A 17,739-nucleotide genomic window follows, 5' to 3' on the forward strand; every position below is an offset into this window, starting at 1 on the left:
TTTTTTGAGGAGGCATGATGTCTTATTCATAAAATTAGCGGAAAGCTTTTCGATCAATAAAATCCTGTAATCTTAAAGAAGAGACTGCACAAATTTTCGACGCGTTTCGATTCAATTTCTTCCTCGTCAAATTTCATTGGTTTTGAATTGATTTCGTAAACATAGTATTGGCCTGTTGTTGAAATTCCCGCGTCAATCGAAAATTCCCCAAAAAAGCCAAATTTCTCTGACAAAAGATTTCCGCTAAGATTTACAATGGTATTAATAAATTGATCGTGGTCGGAATTTCGAACCTGTTCAAATGGAATCAGCTCTCCGCCATTAAGAAGATGCGTAGTTAATTGATCGCATTCCGCCTGCCGAACTCCGACACCAGTTACTTGATATTGTTTACTGTCGCTATGGGCAAGAATTCGAAAATCAAATCGTTTGCCATTTTTCAAAAAGGGGATAATTTCTTTTTGAGCTAAATATTTTTTTTTCATCAAAAGCGGGCCCCATTCTTCCCAGAAACTTTCGAAGTTCGAATAAACAGTTTTCTTGTCTTTTTCTTCGAATAGAATGTTCCTTTTCCCTATATTTTTTAGGCGAAAAATACCGCTTCCCTTAGAGGACAAGCAAGGTTTAAGGTACAGGTTCTTATGTTTTTCAAAAAACGCGTGGAACGACATATGATCAATGAGAATTGTTTCGGGAAAATAGACGGAAACTTCAGGATCGGTTACTGCCGCACTGTATAAATCATATTTATCGATAAAGCCAGGATTGAAAAAGGGAACCTTATTTTCCTTTAGCTTATTAAATGCTTTAATTGTTTTTATTGAATTTTCAGATTTTCGGAAAGGAATCCGGTTGTATACAAGATGAGGAAGCGGGAAAGAAGCCTGAATCCATTTTTGTTTGGAAGGTATATATAGATAGCCATCTGCACCATCATTTTTTAGAGACTCGGAAGTAAAAATAAAAGATAGGCCCCCTTTTTGAATGATTTCTGTTTGAATGGAAGCAAATAAGGGGCCGTTTCCTGCTAAACGGCCGTCATTTCTTTCGGCGGCCATAATGCCGATTAACGGGCCGGCGTTATGATCTTTTCGTTTTAAATGGAAAGAGAAATTTAATGGTTCATTTACTTTTTCTGCAAAAGGAACATGTATTTCATTTTTTCCGAAAGTAACTGCGGCGTCTTTATAGGTATGAAACCATTTTTTATTTCCGGTGTGATAAGAGAGCATCATTTAAATATTTCCTCAGGGTTTTTTATTGCCATTTCCGTAAGAAAAACAGCAAATGCCAATGAACATGTACGGGTCAGCAGGTCAAATTTTTTTAATTGCGGATGTTTAAAAATAGATCTGCCAGGCTTGGAATTTGCTTCAAACAACCATACATCGCCATTTCTGTCAATTCCCATATCAAACCCGATCTCACCGATGATACCTTCCATCATATTTTCAAGCACTTGACTCAAAGTAAGAGCGGCATTCGTTAATTTATGAATGTAAATGTCTTTCTCTTCATTGTTAGGAAAAATTTCTTCTAGCGTCTTAATGGTGCCTCCATTATTGATATGAGTAGTTACACTGCCCGAGCCTGCTACTTTGGCGGCAATGGCACTAATTCTCCAGGCGCCGTGTTCATCTTTATTCGTGTGAACACGAAAATCGACCTGCCGTTTATCTATTCTTATAAGATGAATCCCTTGCTGTATAAGCAAGTTTCCTAGTTTTCGGTTAGTAAACACACGGCGGACAAGCCCTTCAAGGCTTCCTGATTTTACTAATTTATTTTCGCCCAAACTATTTCTGAAGCGGCAATAATAACTGCCATCTTTTTTATCATAAAGTATTTGGTGAATCCCCATCCCGAGGCTGCCGTTTATCGGTTTTACATAAATATGCCCGTATTTTGCAAGCATTGATTCCATTAATGAAAAGGAGATGAAAGGGTGCGTTTCAGGTAGAAAGCGGCTGACGGTATCATCCTGCACAAGCCGTTCGTATACATCCAATTTATTGAAGAATCCCGGATTGTACCATGGAATTAAATAATCATTTTGCATGCGTTCTTTTATCTTTCTTAGTTCTGAAAGTCTTTCCGTTTTGCGATTCGGCAGCCTGTCATAAACAACATTAGGAAAGGGAATCTCGATCATTTCCCACCCTTTTTGTTGATAGAAGTAACCTTTGATAATGCCCTGATCCCAGTCAATATGCTGTTCGCCAAAGACAAACGCCAATGCGCCAACCTTATTTTGAACTGAAAGGAGCTTTGCAAAGAAGAGTGTCCGTTCGCCGATCGGCCTTAGAAGGAAAGGGGAAAACCCGGCTGTAAAAATGCCGACAAGCGGTCCAATAAATAAAGTATCATTTTCAATGAAAACATGGAGCGGTATCATTAAATCCGGGAATTTTAATTCTGTTTGAATATCCTTGCTGATACAGATTTTATTTTTGTTATCTGGGTGAGGAATAAATTGTGCATTCACTGTTTTATTTCCAAAGGCGATTGTTTGTATTTCAGGCGAAACGGACAGATCGTTTGGATAAAAGACAGTTTTTGTACAATCATCGACAATTTCAATGGGATAACGTTTTCTCATTGTATCGTTTCCTCTCTTTCTGGTTTGATTGGCTGATGAAAGATGCATAGCAAAGGGGCGCTTCAAACAATTGTTCTGAAATTTCCGGTCTGGTAGCTAAAATCACTTTTCTTCCAGGTTTTGAATTGATATCTAAAATCCAGATTGCCCCGTTTTTATCAATCCCAATGTCTACTCCCAATTCAAATAAAGGTAAAAACGCTCCTTCAAGAATTACAGGAATATTGGCTAAAATCTCATCTAATTCTTGTTGAAGGTAATCCTGCAGAGCAAATTGAAGGGAGTCGACCCAGTTCTTAAAGTTCGTAACAGTTCCGCCCGCACTTAAATTCGAAATAATACCGCCTTTTTTTCCGGTACGAATTCCCCTTCCTCTTTCAAGCCAGTTTCCGAGTTCATTTTTTTGCAGCAGCACCCTTATGTCAAAAGGAAAGCCCTCGTCATTCGTTAACTCAAGATAAGGCTGAATCATGTACTTTTTTTTCTTAATTAATTCAGTCAGCCATTTTATAGCCATTTCTTTATTTGAAATAGTGCGAACGATCTGTTGTCTCTGTTTTTCTGTCTTAACAAGTATATGATTGCCGGTATTTTCAAGATAAAATATTCCGCTGCCTTGAGAGCCGTTAACAGGTTTGATTAAAATTTTTCTCCGTTTCCTTAATTCGTGGAGGATATCTGCCGGAGAAGATACCGGTTGGGAGTAGGGCAAGTAGGCTGATATATTAGAATGTTTGAGGACTTCGTATAATTCTAGTTTATTAGGTAGACCGTATCCGAGAAATTGGATGTCATCTCTGTCTTTCAGCCAAGATGCGATCGTCATACATTGTTTTGAATGGTTATCATCGCCATAAAAACAGCGGTCATAGATAATTGAAGGCACCGGAAACTCAAGAGTGGTCCAGCAATCATTTTCGGAATCATATATTTCCCCAGTTACAAGCGTGGTTGACGGGTTTATATCAGTTGGCACAAAACGGCAGCAACTGATTCCATACTTTGCCGCGCGTCTGGCTATTTCGGTAAAATAGCCTTTTTCACTCGTCAAGTGCAAGGACATAAAACCAAGGTACATTATGATGTTTCCTCCTTTATTTATAAATATTTAAAAGCAAGTGCTGTGCTGTAACATACAATCGCTCTTGCAGAAGGCCGGATTTTTTTACCAGGTTCTTCAAATTTTTTAGAAGGCTTTGAATTTACCTCAATAATCCAGACATGACCCGACGGATCTACTCCCAAATCAATTCCCAGCTCTCCGGTTTCTCCGTCAGATTGCTGTTCAATAATCGCTGCACACTCAACAGCAATCTCTTTCATTAATGCAAATATTTGTAAAGCAACTGCACGATCAAAGTAATTAGCAAGAGCTTTTAATGGTTTTATCATTTCGCCGCCCCTTGCAATATTCGAAACAAATTGTTGCAGAGCAGAAATTCTTGCAACAGAAGAAGTGACTATCCATGACTCCTGTTTGTTTTTATGGCATAAAATCCGGAAATCAAGTTTCCTTCCATCATACGTAATCAACGGGATTTCTTGCTGTATTAAATAAAGGCGCCTCTTTGTCTGTTTTTCAAGGGCTTCCAATAACTGTGTCAATGAAGGCAGGCTTGTTGAATTCTCATTAGTTCCTGCAGATGTTTTAAAGCAGAATTCAGTGTTGTGCTTACTTAGTCGAATAATATTCCGCCCCTGGCTGCCATGGACTGGCTTAAGAAACACCGAATGATGTTCATCAAGCATGTTTTCTAAATTTTCTTTTGAATAAAGAGACGTTTGGGGCAGATATGGATGCATATGTTCTTCCAATAACAACATACGATGAACCTCCCATTTTGAGAGGAATCGATAATTAAAAAAGGAAATATTTTGTTCCTGAACATACTGGTACAATTGTTGAAATAATTCTCCATATTCCAGCCTTCGCGAATGGATCCGATTATAAATGACATCCGGAAGCGGAAAGGTTCTTTTCGTCCAGTAATCATCTTCAAAGCAATAGCCTGTTATACTTTCCTTGCTGAAGTCTCTTAAAGTGAAAACATAAAACAATCCGCCGATTTCAGAAAGTCCGTGGTGAATCTCTTCGCAAAATGCGTGAACGGAACGAAAATCGGGAGAACCGTCTTCGTTTTCGCTTATCTCTGTAAGCAAGGCGATGACCGGTCCGAGAATAATGGTAAAATTTTGCGGACTATAATGAATGCAAAATGTACCTTTAGGAAGCATAATTTTTTTCATCAAACCTTCAGGAAGAAAAAGTTCATTTGGAGAGCAATCTGATTCGATGGCTTTTACGTTCACAGATTTTCTTCCAAAACAAAGATTTAGAAACGTGCGGTTTTTTATGTTTAATTTTTGCATGAGCTTTTTGCTTGCATAGATAGAATCTTCTTCATTATGAATCGTTGTTGAAGGCTTTACCGTAATCGAATAAATGGTAAAAGTCATAGCTGTTCCTCATTTGCTCTTCATTGGTGATTACAAAAATTTTTGGATGGACAAAAGCTGACATAGCATCGTATGACATGAATAGGCGGATTGTGCTTTTACATGTTAATTAACAATTGTTCTTAGGCGAACGTCCTCGCAATTCCTTTCATAGTTTGTTATAGTGTAGTGAAGTTGTTAAAGAATAGGAGTGGATAAAATGGCTGTCAATTTATTTGATTCTGCATATGCAATGGAGAATGCGATTCGCCAGAGCGATGAATATGTCCTTTTAAGAAAGTTTTATAACGAAGTGAATGAAGATGAATCTGCAAGGAGAATGTTCGAAAATTTCCGGAATATTCAATTACACTTGCAGGAAAAGCAAATGATGGGTCAGGAAATTACCCAAGAAGAAATAGATCATGCCCAAAAAGCAGTGGCACTTGTTCAACAACATGATAAAATCTCAAAATTAATGGAAGCCGAACAGCGGATGAGCATGGTCATTACTCAATTAAATGAAATCATCATGAAACCTCTTGAAGAGTTGTACGGAAATCCAAACAACCAATAATGATTGGGGTCTGACCTTCAGACCCTTCCTTTTGTTTGTTCTAATCCCTTCCGCTTCCTTTATGTGCATGTTCTATTCCCCTTTCGTTTTACATAAATTTGATATAGGGACGTTTACACCAATGAGTGAGGGGGCATGAAGGGATGATTTACCGGCTATTAGCTTTAAATATTGACGGTACGCTTCTTCAATCGAACGGAAAACTTCATAAATCCGCTAAAGAAGCGGTCCAATACGTACAGCAAAAAGGAATTTACGTGACACTCGTTACTTCCCGCAGTTTTCCGTCAGCCAAAAAAGTGGCAAAAGCACTGAAGATAAAATCATTGCTCGTAACACACAGCGGTTCGTATATTTCCGGATTAACGGACAAACCGGTTTATGTAAAAAGAATTCCTGAAGATATCACATATGAGATTGTTCGTTTTCTTGAAGGGTTCCCGTGTCAGATTAGACTCGTTCACGAGAGTTTTTCACTGGCAAATAAGGCTAAGATGAATCATAACATGCTGGCAAAAACAGTATTTACATCGGGAGATCCTGTCTTTTATTCACAGCAATTTGTAGAATCCTTAAGTGATACGTTAATAGAACAAAAGGTTTCACCTCCTAAAATGGAAGTGCATTTTGAAAAAGAAAACGATTTGAAGGATGCAATAGCGGCAATAAGCCGGACATTTACAGAAGTTGAACCGCTCCAGGTAAATTTTTCGCGTATGGATATTGTGCCTGCAGGTGCTTCAAAGCTGAACGGTCTAATCTATTTAGGAGATCATTTGGGAATTCCTAGGGACGAAATGGTTGTTATCGGCGATGGAATGGATGATTTGGAAATGATTAAGACTGCAGGTCTTGGCGTTGCAATGTGGAATGCCCCAGCAGAAGTAAAGAAAGAAGCGGATTGGGTAACGCGGAGCAACAATGAGCACGGTGTTGCCTATATGGTGATGGAACATTTCCGAAAACAGCATCCAATTGAGTTCTTGCGAAAAATGAATATTATAAAAAAATAAATTATGATGGGGCTGACTAAAAGCAAAAGGTCAGCCCCTTATTTAGATAGAAAGAGTCGCCTGCATTTACATTTTGTATGTTTTTCCGAAAGTGGAATGTTTTCCACTGTATTGACCTCAGGATTCCGTTTCAGTACACTAAAGGAAGCTTATTTTGAAAGGTGATTGCATTGCAAATTTATATAAAAGGATTACATGATGATCGGTTTCAGCGGCCGCTGCAATTAATTGCCAACTTGTTTTTTGAAGAAACCGAAATCGTTATGAATGAAAATGACGAATGGGATCTCAAAATACAGTTCGAATTAGAGACAACAGAAATCGTCAAAGTCAGGGCTGTACTCTCAGATCGGGAAGGTCAAGAACATTCAGCTGCATATGAAAAAGAGCTTTCGGAAAATCTCAATGAAAAAGACCGTTTTAAACAAGTCAAGAATGCCGTTTCCCATGTTTACTTAACAGTTCTCCAAGAGAAAACGGGTATTATCCAAAAATGGGGAATTCTTACAGGGGTAAGGCCGACAAAATTGCTGCACCGGAAAGTCCAAGAAGGGGTGACGACTGACATCGCCCATGAGCAATTAAAAGAGGACTATTTAATTTCGGATGAAAAAATTGCTTTAATGCAGCAAATCGTTGACCGCCAGCTTGCGGTTGTGCCTGATTTGTACGAGTTGAAAAATGAGGTCAGTATATATATTGGAATTCCTTTCTGCCCGACAAAATGTGCATATTGTACATTCCCTGCCTATGCTATTAATGGCAGACAAGGTTCGGTAAACTCATTTCTGGGCGGACTCCATTATGAAATGAGAAAAATTGGCGAATGGCTGAAGGAAAATGGAATTCGGATCACAACCGTCTATTATGGCGGAGGAACTCCGACAAGCATTACTGCTGAAGAAATGGATATGCTTTATGAAGAAATGTACACGTCTTTCCCTGATGTGGAAAATATCCGTGAAATTACAGTAGAAGCAGGCCGGCCTGATACGATTACACCTGAAAAGCTGGACGTATTAAAAAAATGGAAGATTGACCGGATCAGTATTAATCCGCAATCATATATCCAAGAAACATTAAAGGCGATCGGCCGCCACCATACAGTTGAAGAAACAATCGAAAAATATCATCTGGCAAGATCAATGGGCATGAACAATATTAATATGGATTTAATCATCGGTTTGCCCGGTGAAGGAGTGAAAGAATTCAGCCATACATTAAATGAGACGGAGAAGCTGATGCCTGAATCACTAACCGTTCATACACTTTCTTTCAAGCGTGCTTCCGAAATGACGAAGAATAAAGAAAAATACAAAGTTGCTGACCGGACCGAAGTTGAAAAAATGATGAACATGGCTGAACAATGGACAAAGAATCATGGCTATGTTCCGTACTATTTATACCGGCAAAAAAATATTCTCGGCAACCTCGAAAATGTTGGCTACTCGCTTCCGGGCCGGGAAAGCATCTATAATATTATGATAATGGAAGAGCAGCAAACGATTATTGGCCTCGGCTGCGGGGCATCGAGCAAATTTATTCATCCTGTTACCGGACAAATCATCCATTTTGCTAATCCAAAGGATCCTAAATCCTATAATGACAGCTATGAAAAATATACGGAAGAAAAGCTCAATATATTAGCAAAGTTATTTCTGCATAAATCAGGCTTTCTCATAAGAGTCTGACATCCTCCGACAAAGTCAATATATAGAATGTTTTTAGTGTTTGTCTATATATTGTATAGGGAGGGGTCCGACCCTTTTTTTTGTGCTGCATGACCAAGTAATATAAGATACTTACAAAATTTTCAATAAAATTTTAGCGCTATTTTAAAATAACTTTATAACCTTTATAATAAAAATGAAAGATTTAAGGAGGGGATTTTTGTTGTCTATTGACTCAGCAACAAATTCAGTTCTTGTTCATATAGATGGACGAGTGGCAACATTGGAACTGAACAGGCCGGAATCACTGAACGCTCTGAACTGTGAAATGATTAAAGAATTAACTGCAAAACTGAAAGATCTCGGCTATAATGATGACATTGACATTATCATCTTAAAGGGAAGCGGCAGGGCTTTTTCTTCCGGCGGAGATATAAAGTCAATGCTTTTAGGAATAAATGAAAACGATTTCTGTGCCGTAATGGATAGAATAAATGAATTAGTCGTAACATTATACAGCATCTCTAAACTTACAATCAGTGTGATTTCAGGTGCAGCAGCCGGTCTCGGCCTAAGTCTCGCATTGGCTACAGACTATGTTATTGCCGACCGTACCAGTAAAATAGCTATGAATTTTATCGGAATCGGTTTAATACCGGATGGAGGGGCACACTTCTTTTTAGAAAAAAGATTAGGTGAGGCAAAGGCAAAACAAGTGATCTGGGAAGGGAAACCGATGACCGCTGATGAAGCATATCAAGTGGGGCTTTTTTCAGAAATTGCCCAGGAAAATATAGACGATGCTTTACAGCGAAAATTAAACGACTGGCTTCATAAGCCTATACAGGCAATGATCAGAACAAAGAAAATCATGGCTGAAAGAAGCCGGCCGGACTTGCTTAAAATTTTGGAACTTGAAAAACATGGACAATATAAAATGAGGCAAACCGAAGATCATCAAGAGGGAATCAAAGCATTTATTGAAAAGCGGAAACCGAACTTCATCGGGAAATAATATTATTGAAATATCGGATGACTCATAAGGGTCAGACTTCCTCCAACAATAACAATATATAGAATTATATTGTCTATATGTTGTATTGAGGGGTCTGACCCTTTTTTTACGGATGAAAGAGTATTAATTTTCCGTTAGGTGATGTGCAGCGGTGGGTTTTTTCAAGAAGGCCTTTTTCTTCAAGAATTTTTTTCCCAATAGACTTAGCTTCGTCATCATTGTTTGCTTGAAATGGCTCATCTAACAGTTTTTCGCCGTTTGGTTCAAATGCAGTTAATTTATAAGTCTTCATGTTTCTTACCTCCTTTGAATTTTAATTTTCTGATTGTTACTATGATTCTTGCATAATTTATATTTTTTCGCAAAAAAATGGAAAATTGAAACATTTTTTCGACATAACTCGTATAATTTCATGAAGGGAGGAAAAATGATGGTGTTACAGATTAACCATGTCACAAAACGTTTTGGGCAATTTACTGCTGTGGACGATCTAACGTTAACGATACCCGACAAAGAAATGTTTGGGTTTCTTGGCGCTAATGGGGCTGGAAAAACGACTACTTTCCGGATGATTTTAGGATTGCTTGAACCAAGTGAAGGAAAGATTACTTGGGACGGGAAGCCGATCAATTATTCATCGAGCCATTTGATTGGCTATCTGCCGGAAGAAAGAGGACTTTATCCGAAATTAAAAGTAAAGGAACAAATTGTCTATCTTGCAAGATTAAGAGGGATGAAGAAGCAAGACGCACTCAAGGAACTGGACATTTGGCTCGAGCGTTTCAAGGTGCCTGAATATGCTGATAAAAAAGTAGAGGAGCTTTCGAAAGGAAACCAGCAAAAAATTCAATTTATCGCAGCCGTTATACATAAGCCTAAACTCTTAATTTTGGATGAACCTTTTAGCGGACTTGATCCTGTTAATGTTGAGCTGCTGAAGGAAGCCGTTTTGGACTTGAAGGAAAATGGAACAACGATCGTCTTTTCAAGCCACCGGATGGAGCATGTGGAAGAAATGTGCGAGCATTTGTGTATTATGCATAAAGGCCGTCCTGTAGTGCATGGCGCATTAAAGGAAATAAAACGTTCATTTGGAAAGAAAAATCTTGTGATTCATGCTGATTTTAAAATGGATTTTCTAAAAAACTATCAAGGAGTAACAAAAGCGAAAGAAACGCCTGAAGGGATCCATCTTCAAATTGAAGGGGAAGAAGTTGCGGATAAGATTTTAAAGGATATCGTCGGGAAAGGGTTTATCCGCAAATTTGAATTAGAGGAACCTTCTTTAAATGATATTTTTATCGAGAAAGTAGGTGCTTCCTATGAATAACTTTTGGATTATTATGTTCCATACTTTTTTTACTAAATTGAAAACAAAGTCGTTTCTTGTTACGACCATTCTTACATTATTAATTGTTCTCGGCCTGACAAATTTGAACAATATTATCAACTTTTTCGACAAAGACGGCGGAAAGGAAAAGGTAGCCGTACTAGATGAAACAAACATGCTGTTTGAAGATTATCAACAACAAATGAAAGCAATCAATGAAGATATTAAGCTGTCAAAAATTATTACAACAAAAGACAAGGCGATAGAGGACGTTAAAAAAGACAAGTACAAAGCCCTCCTCATCCTTTCTTTTGATGAAAACAAACTCCCGGCAGCTAATTATCATGCAAAAAGCATTGCAGATACTGCTCTTTCGGGAGATCTCGAAAACGGGCTAAAGCAATTAAAAACAATGATGTCGGCATCGCAAATGAAATTATCGCCGGAACAGCTTAACAAACTTTACGAGCCTCCATCGTTTAAAAAAACAGCGCTTGAAGAAAACGCAAAAACAGAAGAAGAATTGACTCAGGCGAGAGGGCTCGTTTATGTACTTCTATTCGTTATTTATTTTGCCGTCATTATGTATGCAAATATGATTGCAATGGAAGTAGCTACTGAAAAAACATCTAGAGTGATGGAAATTCTTATTTCAAGCGTTTCGCCGATTAAGCAAATGTTTGCGAAGATTCTCGGTGTTGCATTGGTCAGTTTAACCCAGCTTTCCGTGCTTCTTGTTGTAGGATATTTTTCGATAAAACAAAATCTGAAAACGATGGAAGGGGGCTTCTTCGAATTTTTCGGATTTGGAGACATCCAGCCTGCAACGATTTTCTATGCAGTCATATTTTTTATTTTAGGATACTTTCTATATGCAACACTTGCGGCACTTCTCGGCTCTCTCGTCAGCCGGATTGAAGATATCCAGCAAATGATAACCCCGATGACGCTGCTTGTCGTTGCCGGCTTTATGATTGCCATGTTCGGCCTAGGCCAGCCGGAAACGCCATTTATTACGGCAACATCTTATATCCCGTTTTTCACCCCAATGCTTATGTTTATGAGAGTTGGAATGCTGAATCTCCCTGTATGGGAGCCGATGCTTGGAATTGCCATACTGCTCATCATGATTATTGTGCTGGCTATTTTCGGCGCACGTGTCTATAAGGGAGGAGTTTTGATGTACGGAAAATCGAATTCATTTAAAGATATTAAAAAAGCATTGCAATTATCGAAAAATGATTAAATTACAAGCGGTGAAATTCTAAACTTGAAGCTTGCTGAACCGGCAGGCTTCTTTTTTTTCAAAAAATAATCCAAAATTGAGACAGAACGTGCATTCGCTTTTTATAAATGCTACAATGGTAGAAAAGTGGACGAAAGGAAGTTGTGATGAAAGAAGTAACATTTATTCATGCTGCCGACCTGCATTTAGACAGTCCGATGACAGGTTTAAAACATTTGCCGAAGCAAATTTTTCAAAGGCTGCATGAAAGCACGTTTCACGCTTTCAGAAAGGTGATTGATGCTGCCATAACGTATAATGTTGATTTTGTCGTTTTAGCAGGCGACTTATATGATGAGGAAAATCGCAGCCTTCGCGCACAAGTCCGTTTTCGCAAAGAAATGGAGCGACTGGTTGAGCGAAATATTCCTGTCTATATCGTTCATGGGAATCACGACCATTTGGGAGGAACGTGGCCTCATTTTCATTTGCCTGATAATGTACATATTTTTAAAAACCATGTTGAATCGAAAGATTTTCAAAAAAGCGATGGAACGACCGTCCGCCTCTACGGTTTCAGTTATCCAGACCGCCACGTGTATGAACGAATGACCACTCACTATAAAAAAGAGGAAGGCGCTGATTTTCATATCGGAATTCTCCATGGATATCATGAAGGAAGCAGTGAGCACGGAAGGTATGCTCCTTTTCATTTAAAAGAACTGCTTGAAAAACAGTTTGATTATTGGGCCCTAGGCCACATACATAAGAGGTCTGTTTTATCTGAATTTCCACCTGTTTTGTATCCAGGCAATATTCAGGGACGGAATAAAAAAGAAACAGGTGTTAAAGGGTGTTATTTTGTTTCGCTCACTGAACATGACGCGAGTTTGCGATTTATTGAAACTGCTGATGTGATTTGGGAAGAAGTAAAAGCGGATGCGGAACATATTGATTCTGTTCATGAACTTTATGAATTTTGCAGGAAAACAATGGATGAATATCGCCGGGAAGGGACCGGAACCCTTTTACATCTATCCTTAACAAACGTCAAGATTGATGGGATGCAGACACAATTGTCTGAATGGCTGGAACTGTTTCAGGAAGAGGAAAAAGATGAAGCCTCATTTGTATGGCCGGTAAAGATAGAAGTGGAGGAAAAGGCTAATTGGGAGCGGAGCCAATTGTCTTCGGAGGCGGACTTTTATCGCGAGCTTTTCGAGGCAATTGACGAGTACAGCGATATAGAGGAATGCCTTTCTCCGTTATATCAACATCCTGCTGCACGTAAATATTTAAATGCCTTGGATGAACAAGAGAGAATAAGTCTGATAAGAGAAGCTGAGGATTTGCTAATTAGAAGCTTAATACGTCCTGAATGAGAAAAGAGGCGGTTTTATGAAGATTGATGAAATACATATTTACGGCTATGGAAAATTTGAAAATGTGAAAATCTCAAATTTGGGCGAATTCCAAGTATTTTACGGTGAGAACGAAGCAGGGAAATCAACGATCATGTCGTTTATTCACAGCATCTTATTTGGTTTTCCTACAAAACAGCAATCAGAACGCAGGTACGAACCAAAACAATCAGCAAAATATGGCGGACAACTAACCGTCATTTTAAACGATGGGAAAAAAGCAATTATTGAACGAGTAAAAGGAAAAGCAACAGGTGATGTCAGTGTTTTGCTTGATGATGGAACACGAGGCGGAGAAGAGCTGTTGAAAAAGTTGCTTTTACATATTGATAAAAGCTTATTTCAGTCCATTTTTTCTTTTAATCTCCACGGTTTGCAAAATGTCCATCAACTAAAAAGCGAGGATCTTGGAAAGTTTTTATTCTCAGCGGGAACGTTAGGTTCAGACCGTTTGCTGACGGTAGAAACTGATCTTCAAAAAGAGCTGGATGCCCGTTTTAAACCGAGCGGCAAAAAGCCTTCTATAAATGAAAAACTGAAAGAACTGCGGCAATTGCACGGAGAATTGAAAAGAGCAGAACAGCAAAATGAACAATATTGGAACCTTCTTCAGCAAAAAAACACTCATGAATATAAGATTGCTTTATTGGAGAACGAAGCGGAACTCTTAAAAAAGAAGCTGGTCTTTCTTGACGAATGGAAAAGGATGCTTCCCCTTATAAAGGAACAGGCGCTTTTGAGAGAAGAGCTTAAGCAGTATAACGATATAGCATTTCCAATCGACGGATTAAAAAGACTGGATTGGCTTGAGCAAAATATACAGCCTCTTGACAGCCGAATAAAAAGTTTAGAGGGAAGAATACAATTGCTGGAAAAAGAAATGGCCGATTTCATTCCTCAAGAAAACCTCATTGAATGTGAAACAGAGATTCTTGCAGCAGTTGAAAACATCCCGCTTTATGAACAGCTAAAAGCGGAAGAAAATCAGATTAAGATCAGGCTTGAGAAAGTGAATGAGGAAATTTCCATTTTAAAGGAACAGCTGCATGCCCAGATTGATGAAGAATGGCTTGGAAATATTAATACGAGTGTATTTATGAAAGAAAAAGCTGCAGACTTACATGTAAAACATCAAAGGTTGAAAGAAAGGCAGCACGAATTGGACTTGCGATTTTCCGAAGAGAAAGATGCGCTGAAAAAAATCGAAGAAACATTGAAAAAGGTTCAAAGCGAGCTTTTACCCGAAAATGAGAGATTAGCATTGAAGGAAAAGCTCGACATCGCAGGTGACAAACGTTTCTATGAAAAGGAACTTCAGGACATTAAAGAGAGAATTGCTTTTTACAATCGGTCTTTGCAAAAAGAAAAAAAGCAGAAGGAACAAGCATTAATGCAGCAGCTTTTCTTTTCCGTTTTGTTATTGGTGGCGATAGGATGGGGAATTTATAGCCGGCATTGGATTGTTGCAGCCGCAGCCGGTGCGTGTTTGCTATTTCAGATTCTAATGATAGTTAAAGTATGGAAATCCAACACAGTTACGGAGATTCTCACTGAACTTCAGGCATTAAAGGATAGGGAAAAGGATGTGCTGGCATCCATAAATTTGTGGGAAGGAAATGATCTTTCTTCAATAAAGGACAAATTGGACAAAGATGAACAGCTTCAAGAGCAGCATAGGATTTTGCAAATTAAGTGGCAGCAGCAAAACGCACAATTCGAAAAAATTATTGCTGCTTTTGAAACATGGGAACAGGAATCTATGGAACTTGAGAGACAGACAAGTGAATTAAGGAAAGAACTGCAGTTGCCGGAATACATTGATTCACAGAACATTTACGAGGCATTTCAGCTAATTGAAAAACTCAAAGCTAACACGAGAGAGAAACTGTACTTAACTGAACGGCTCACGAGTGTAGAAAAAGGACTCGAAAATATAGAAAGGCAAATTTTCCATTTTGCTGATACCTTTTTGGGGAAAAAACATTTAGGCATCCAGGAAAGTGCCTTTCGGTTAAAAAACTTACTAAAATTCGAACTTGAAAAACAAATTCAATATAATGAGAAACAGGCCAAACTCGAAGAGCTGAAAGAAGAACTGTACAAACTATCTGTCGAGAGAAAGCATTTCCAAAAAGAAGCAGAAAAGCTTCTTTCTTTGGCAAATGCAAAAACAGCAGAGCAATTTCGGGAAATCGGCAAAAGAGCAGAAAAGCGGGACAGCATTGCTGATCGATTGGAAGAAATTGAAAGGCAGATGGAATTTATGTCTGTTCCTTCTGAACGGAGGATTGAATTCTCCGATACTGATCCCGATGAATTTATCGAAGAAATTTCAAAAAAACTGGAACAAATTCATTCAGAATTGCAAAGTTTGCGAGAACAGCTTGCAGAAGTAAAATATGAGATTTCTGTTCTTGAAAACGGTGGAACGTATTCCGAACTATTGCACAAATATTCACTATTAAAATCTGAATTTGAAGAGGATGCGAAAGAATGGGCCAGATTTGCCATTGCGAAAGACTTACTTGCAAAAACGATTGAACGCTTTAAAAAGAAACATTTACCAAAAATGATTGCGAAGGCCGAGGAATTTTTGTTTTATTTAACGGAAGGAAACTATATCCGCATTCATCCTCAGGAACTTGGCAGTGGATTTCTAATTGAAAATAAAGAACATATTTTGTTCGAGGCAAATGAACTCAGCCAGGCAACAGCCGAGCAAGTGTATGTTTCATTAAGGCTGGCCCTTGCTGTAACGCTTTACAAAAACTTTCATTTTCCAATTATGATTGATGATGGCTTTGTCAATTTTGATGAAAACCGGACTAAAAAGGTGATCACACTTTTAAAAAGACTTACCGGGCAGCAAATTTTACTGTTTACATGCCATAAGCATTTGCTTCATTATTTTGAGAATGTACACATAAAACAGCTGGTAGCAGGGGAAGAAGTGCCAATCCGGTAATTGGGGCTGTTGTGATATACTGTTTTCTTAGAAGGGAGCGTCGGATTGTGAATAAAGGAATTCAGCAGTACGATGTAGGAGAACAAGTTGAGTTATTTTTGCTAATAAAAAATTCCACAAAAGGAATTGCCAGCAATGGAAAGCCTTTTCTTACGTTGATTTTACAAGATCAAAGCGGGGAGATAGAAGCAAAATTATGGGATGCTTCTGATGATGATGAGAAAAATTATGCACCGCAAAATATCGTGAAAGTTCTTGGGGATATTCAAAATTACCGCGGACGAAACCAGCTTCGCATCCGCCAGATCCGTCCGGCGTCTCCGGCAGATCCAGTAAAGATTTCCGATTTCCTTGAAACAGCTCCTGTTTCGCAGGATGAAATGATCAGCAAAATAACACAATATATATTCGAAATGAAGAACCCGAATATTCAACGGATTACGAGATATTTGCTTAAAAAACATCAAGAGTCTTTCTTAGAATACCCGGCTGCAACAAAAAATCACCATGAATTTGTTTCAGGCCTTGCTTATCATGTAACGAGCATGCTGGATTTAGCTAAAGCGATCGCAGACCTTTATCCAAGCCTTGATAAAGATTTGCTATATGCCGGGGTCATACTTCATGATTTAGGGAAAGTTTTCGAATTATCAGGACCGGTTTCAACTTCTTATACGGTTGAAGGGAACCTCCTCGGACATATTACAATTATGGTGAATGAGATCGGGAAAGCCGCGAATGAACTGGGGATTTCAGGAGAAGAAGTATTAATGCTCCAGCATTTAGTTTTGTCACACCATGGAAAAGCAGAATGGGGCAGCCCAAAGCCCCCACTCATAAAAGAAGCTGAAATTCTTCACCATATTGATAATCTTGATGCAAAAATGAACATGCTTGACCGTGCCCTTGCCAGAGTGAAACCTGGGGAATTTACCGAAAGGATCTTTGCCCTTGATAACCGGTCATTTTATAAGCCTACATTTCATAAATGAAAGCAGAAGCCTCACAAATGAGGCTTCTTTGCGTTAACGCATTAACGGAGCAGGGGCCAGACCCTCAAAAGAAGTGGGGAACTATTCTGTAGTAGGCGGCATATTTTCTTTTTCCTTGCATAAGCTTGTACTAAGTTTAGTATCAGGGGAGGAAATATACAATGCTTGTCCCTTTTTGGGTTTATTTGGTTGTTGGGGGAATTATGATCAGTGCTTATATGGCCGTAAAGGTGGGGAGAGAGGAACGCCAGCAAGAACTGGAGAGCATCGAGCTTGAGGGATCTATTTATATGGAGCGCCTCGAACAAGAAAGAAAGAAAAAATTAGAAAAACAAAGGTCTATTGAAGGTAAAATATCTTAAAGAAACGGGTCCAGCAACCTGTTTTATTTAGAAAACATAAAATTTGATTAGAAATAGGCTTTTTTGCGTAAAACCATATAATCGTTTTCATAAAAAAGCGGCCAAATAGTCGGTCGCTTTTTTTGCGGAAAAAA

The 17,739-nt window shown here is 38.6% G+C and carries 15 protein-coding genes; 10 read left to right on the top strand and 5 right to left on the bottom strand.

What is annotated here, in order from left to right; genetic code table 11:
* Window positions 1–53 precede the first annotated feature (53 nt).
* From C0966_RS01775 to C0966_RS01790, 4 genes are read right to left on the bottom strand one after another with little or no spacing between them, the layout of a single operon-like run.
* Window positions 54–1,235: a YheC/YheD family protein gene (locus tag C0966_RS01775; protein ID WP_274853447.1), complete on the bottom strand. Its 1,182-nt coding sequence runs from the start codon at window positions 1,233–1,235 to the stop codon at window positions 54–56.
* On the bottom strand, window positions 1,232–2,599 hold the full coding sequence (locus tag C0966_RS01780; RefSeq protein WP_274853448.1) for a YheC/YheD family protein: 1,368 nt from the start codon (window positions 2,597–2,599) through the stop codon (window positions 1,232–1,234). Before C0966_RS01780 ends, C0966_RS01775 begins: the two co-directional genes overlap by 4 nt.
* A complete protein-coding gene (locus C0966_RS01785) occupies window positions 2,577–3,677 on the bottom strand; it encodes a YheC/YheD family protein (protein WP_274853449.1) in 1,101 nt (366 codons plus the stop codon). Before C0966_RS01785 ends, C0966_RS01780 begins: the two co-directional genes overlap by 23 nt.
* A 20-nt stretch (window positions 3,678–3,697) precedes the next feature.
* Entirely contained in the window at window positions 3,698–5,056 is a 1,359-nt protein-coding gene (locus tag C0966_RS01790) for a YheC/YheD family protein (protein ID WP_274853450.1), read from the bottom strand.
* A 199-nt stretch (window positions 5,057–5,255) separates the two neighbouring features.
* On the opposite strand from C0966_RS01790, the gene C0966_RS01795 reads away from it, so the two are divergent.
* From C0966_RS01795 to C0966_RS01810, 4 genes are all read left to right on the top strand, one after another.
* A complete protein-coding gene (locus C0966_RS01795) occupies window positions 5,256–5,612 on the top strand; it encodes a YlbF family regulator (RefSeq protein ID WP_274853451.1) in 357 nt (118 codons plus the stop codon).
* A 143-nt stretch (window positions 5,613–5,755) separates the two neighbouring features.
* Entirely contained in the window at window positions 5,756–6,625 is an 870-nt protein-coding gene (locus C0966_RS01800; protein WP_274853452.1) for a Cof-type HAD-IIB family hydrolase, read from the top strand.
* 170 nt (window positions 6,626–6,795) lie between these two features.
* Window positions 6,796–8,316: a coproporphyrinogen III oxidase gene (locus C0966_RS01805; protein ID WP_274853453.1), complete on the top strand. Its 1,521-nt coding sequence runs from the start codon at window positions 6,796–6,798 to the stop codon at window positions 8,314–8,316.
* A 202-nt stretch (window positions 8,317–8,518) separates the two neighbouring features.
* Complete coding sequence (locus C0966_RS01810; protein ID WP_274853454.1) at window positions 8,519–9,310, top strand: enoyl-CoA hydratase; 792 nt, start codon at window positions 8,519–8,521, stop codon at window positions 9,308–9,310.
* A 106-nt stretch (window positions 9,311–9,416) separates the two neighbouring features.
* Here the strand turns inward: C0966_RS01810 and C0966_RS01815 are convergent, their stop codons facing one another.
* The gene (locus C0966_RS01815; RefSeq protein ID WP_274853455.1) at window positions 9,417–9,602 is read right to left on the bottom strand and encodes a YhzD family protein; all 186 of its coding nucleotides are present in this window, start codon (window positions 9,600–9,602) and stop codon (window positions 9,417–9,419) included.
* Between the two features lie 138 nt (window positions 9,603–9,740).
* On the opposite strand from C0966_RS01815, the gene C0966_RS01820 reads away from it, so the two are divergent.
* The 6 genes from C0966_RS01820 to C0966_RS01845 all read left to right on the top strand — a co-directional run bounded on the left by C0966_RS01820 (window position 9,741) and on the right by C0966_RS01845 (window position 17,605).
* Window positions 9,741–10,640: an ABC transporter ATP-binding protein gene (locus C0966_RS01820; RefSeq protein ID WP_274853456.1), complete on the top strand. Its 900-nt coding sequence runs from the start codon at window positions 9,741–9,743 to the stop codon at window positions 10,638–10,640.
* Window positions 10,633–11,886 carry an ABC transporter permease gene (locus C0966_RS01825; protein ID WP_274853457.1) on the top strand — a complete coding sequence of 418 codons (1,254 nt, stop codon included), beginning with the start codon at window positions 10,633–10,635 and terminating at the stop codon, window positions 11,884–11,886. The genes C0966_RS01820 and C0966_RS01825 overlap by 8 nt, the downstream gene beginning before the upstream one ends.
* Window positions 11,887–12,032: 146 nt before the next feature.
* A complete protein-coding gene (locus C0966_RS01830) occupies window positions 12,033–13,247 on the top strand; it encodes a metallophosphoesterase family protein (RefSeq protein WP_274853458.1) in 1,215 nt (404 codons plus the stop codon).
* Window positions 13,248–13,263: 16 nt separating this feature from the next.
* Window positions 13,264–16,251, top strand: coding sequence for an ATP-binding protein (locus C0966_RS01835; protein WP_274853459.1), 2,988 nt, complete (start codon window positions 13,264–13,266; stop codon window positions 16,249–16,251).
* Between the two features lie 47 nt (window positions 16,252–16,298).
* Window positions 16,299–17,243, top strand: a complete 945-nt coding sequence (gene yhaM, locus C0966_RS01840; RefSeq protein WP_274853461.1) for a 3'-5' exoribonuclease YhaM — start codon at window positions 16,299–16,301, stop codon at window positions 17,241–17,243.
* A 161-nt stretch (window positions 17,244–17,404) separates the two neighbouring features.
* Window positions 17,405–17,605: a sporulation YhaL family protein gene (locus C0966_RS01845; protein WP_274853462.1), complete on the top strand. Its 201-nt coding sequence runs from the start codon at window positions 17,405–17,407 to the stop codon at window positions 17,603–17,605.
* Window positions 17,606–17,739 lie beyond the last annotated feature (134 nt).

This window comes from Bacillus methanolicus (assembly GCF_028888695.1).
GTDB lineage: Bacteria > Bacillota > Bacilli > Bacillales > Cytobacillaceae > Bacillus_Z > Bacillus_Z methanolicus_B.

Bases quoted from the DNA above. Each gene is read 5' to 3' on its own strand.
- C0966_RS01775 (WP_274853447.1), bottom strand. From the start codon at position 1,235: ATGATGCTCTCTTATCACACCGGAAATAAAAAATGGTTTCATACCTAT.
- C0966_RS01780 (WP_274853448.1), bottom strand. From the start codon at position 2,599: ATGAGAAAACGTTATCCCATTGAAATTGTCGATGATTGTACAAAAACT.
- C0966_RS01785 (WP_274853449.1), bottom strand. From the start codon at position 3,677: ATGTACCTTGGTTTTATGTCCTTGCACTTGACGAGTGAAAAAGGCTAT.
- C0966_RS01790 (WP_274853450.1), bottom strand. From the start codon at position 5,056: ATGACTTTTACCATTTATTCGATTACGGTAAAGCCTTCAACAACGATT.
- C0966_RS01795 (WP_274853451.1), top strand. From the start codon at position 5,256: ATGGCTGTCAATTTATTTGATTCTGCATATGCAATGGAGAATGCGATT.
- C0966_RS01800 (WP_274853452.1), top strand. From the start codon at position 5,756: ATGATTTACCGGCTATTAGCTTTAAATATTGACGGTACGCTTCTTCAA.
- C0966_RS01815 (WP_274853455.1), bottom strand. From the start codon at position 9,602: ATGAAGACTTATAAATTAACTGCATTTGAACCAAACGGCGAAAAACTG.
- C0966_RS01820 (WP_274853456.1), top strand. From the start codon at position 9,741: ATGGTGTTACAGATTAACCATGTCACAAAACGTTTTGGGCAATTTACT.
- C0966_RS01825 (WP_274853457.1), top strand. From the start codon at position 10,633: ATGAATAACTTTTGGATTATTATGTTCCATACTTTTTTTACTAAATTG.
- C0966_RS01830 (WP_274853458.1), top strand. From the start codon at position 12,033: ATGAAAGAAGTAACATTTATTCATGCTGCCGACCTGCATTTAGACAGT.
- C0966_RS01835 (WP_274853459.1), top strand. From the start codon at position 13,264: ATGAAGATTGATGAAATACATATTTACGGCTATGGAAAATTTGAAAAT.
- C0966_RS01845 (WP_274853462.1), top strand. From the start codon at position 17,405: ATGCTTGTCCCTTTTTGGGTTTATTTGGTTGTTGGGGGAATTATGATC.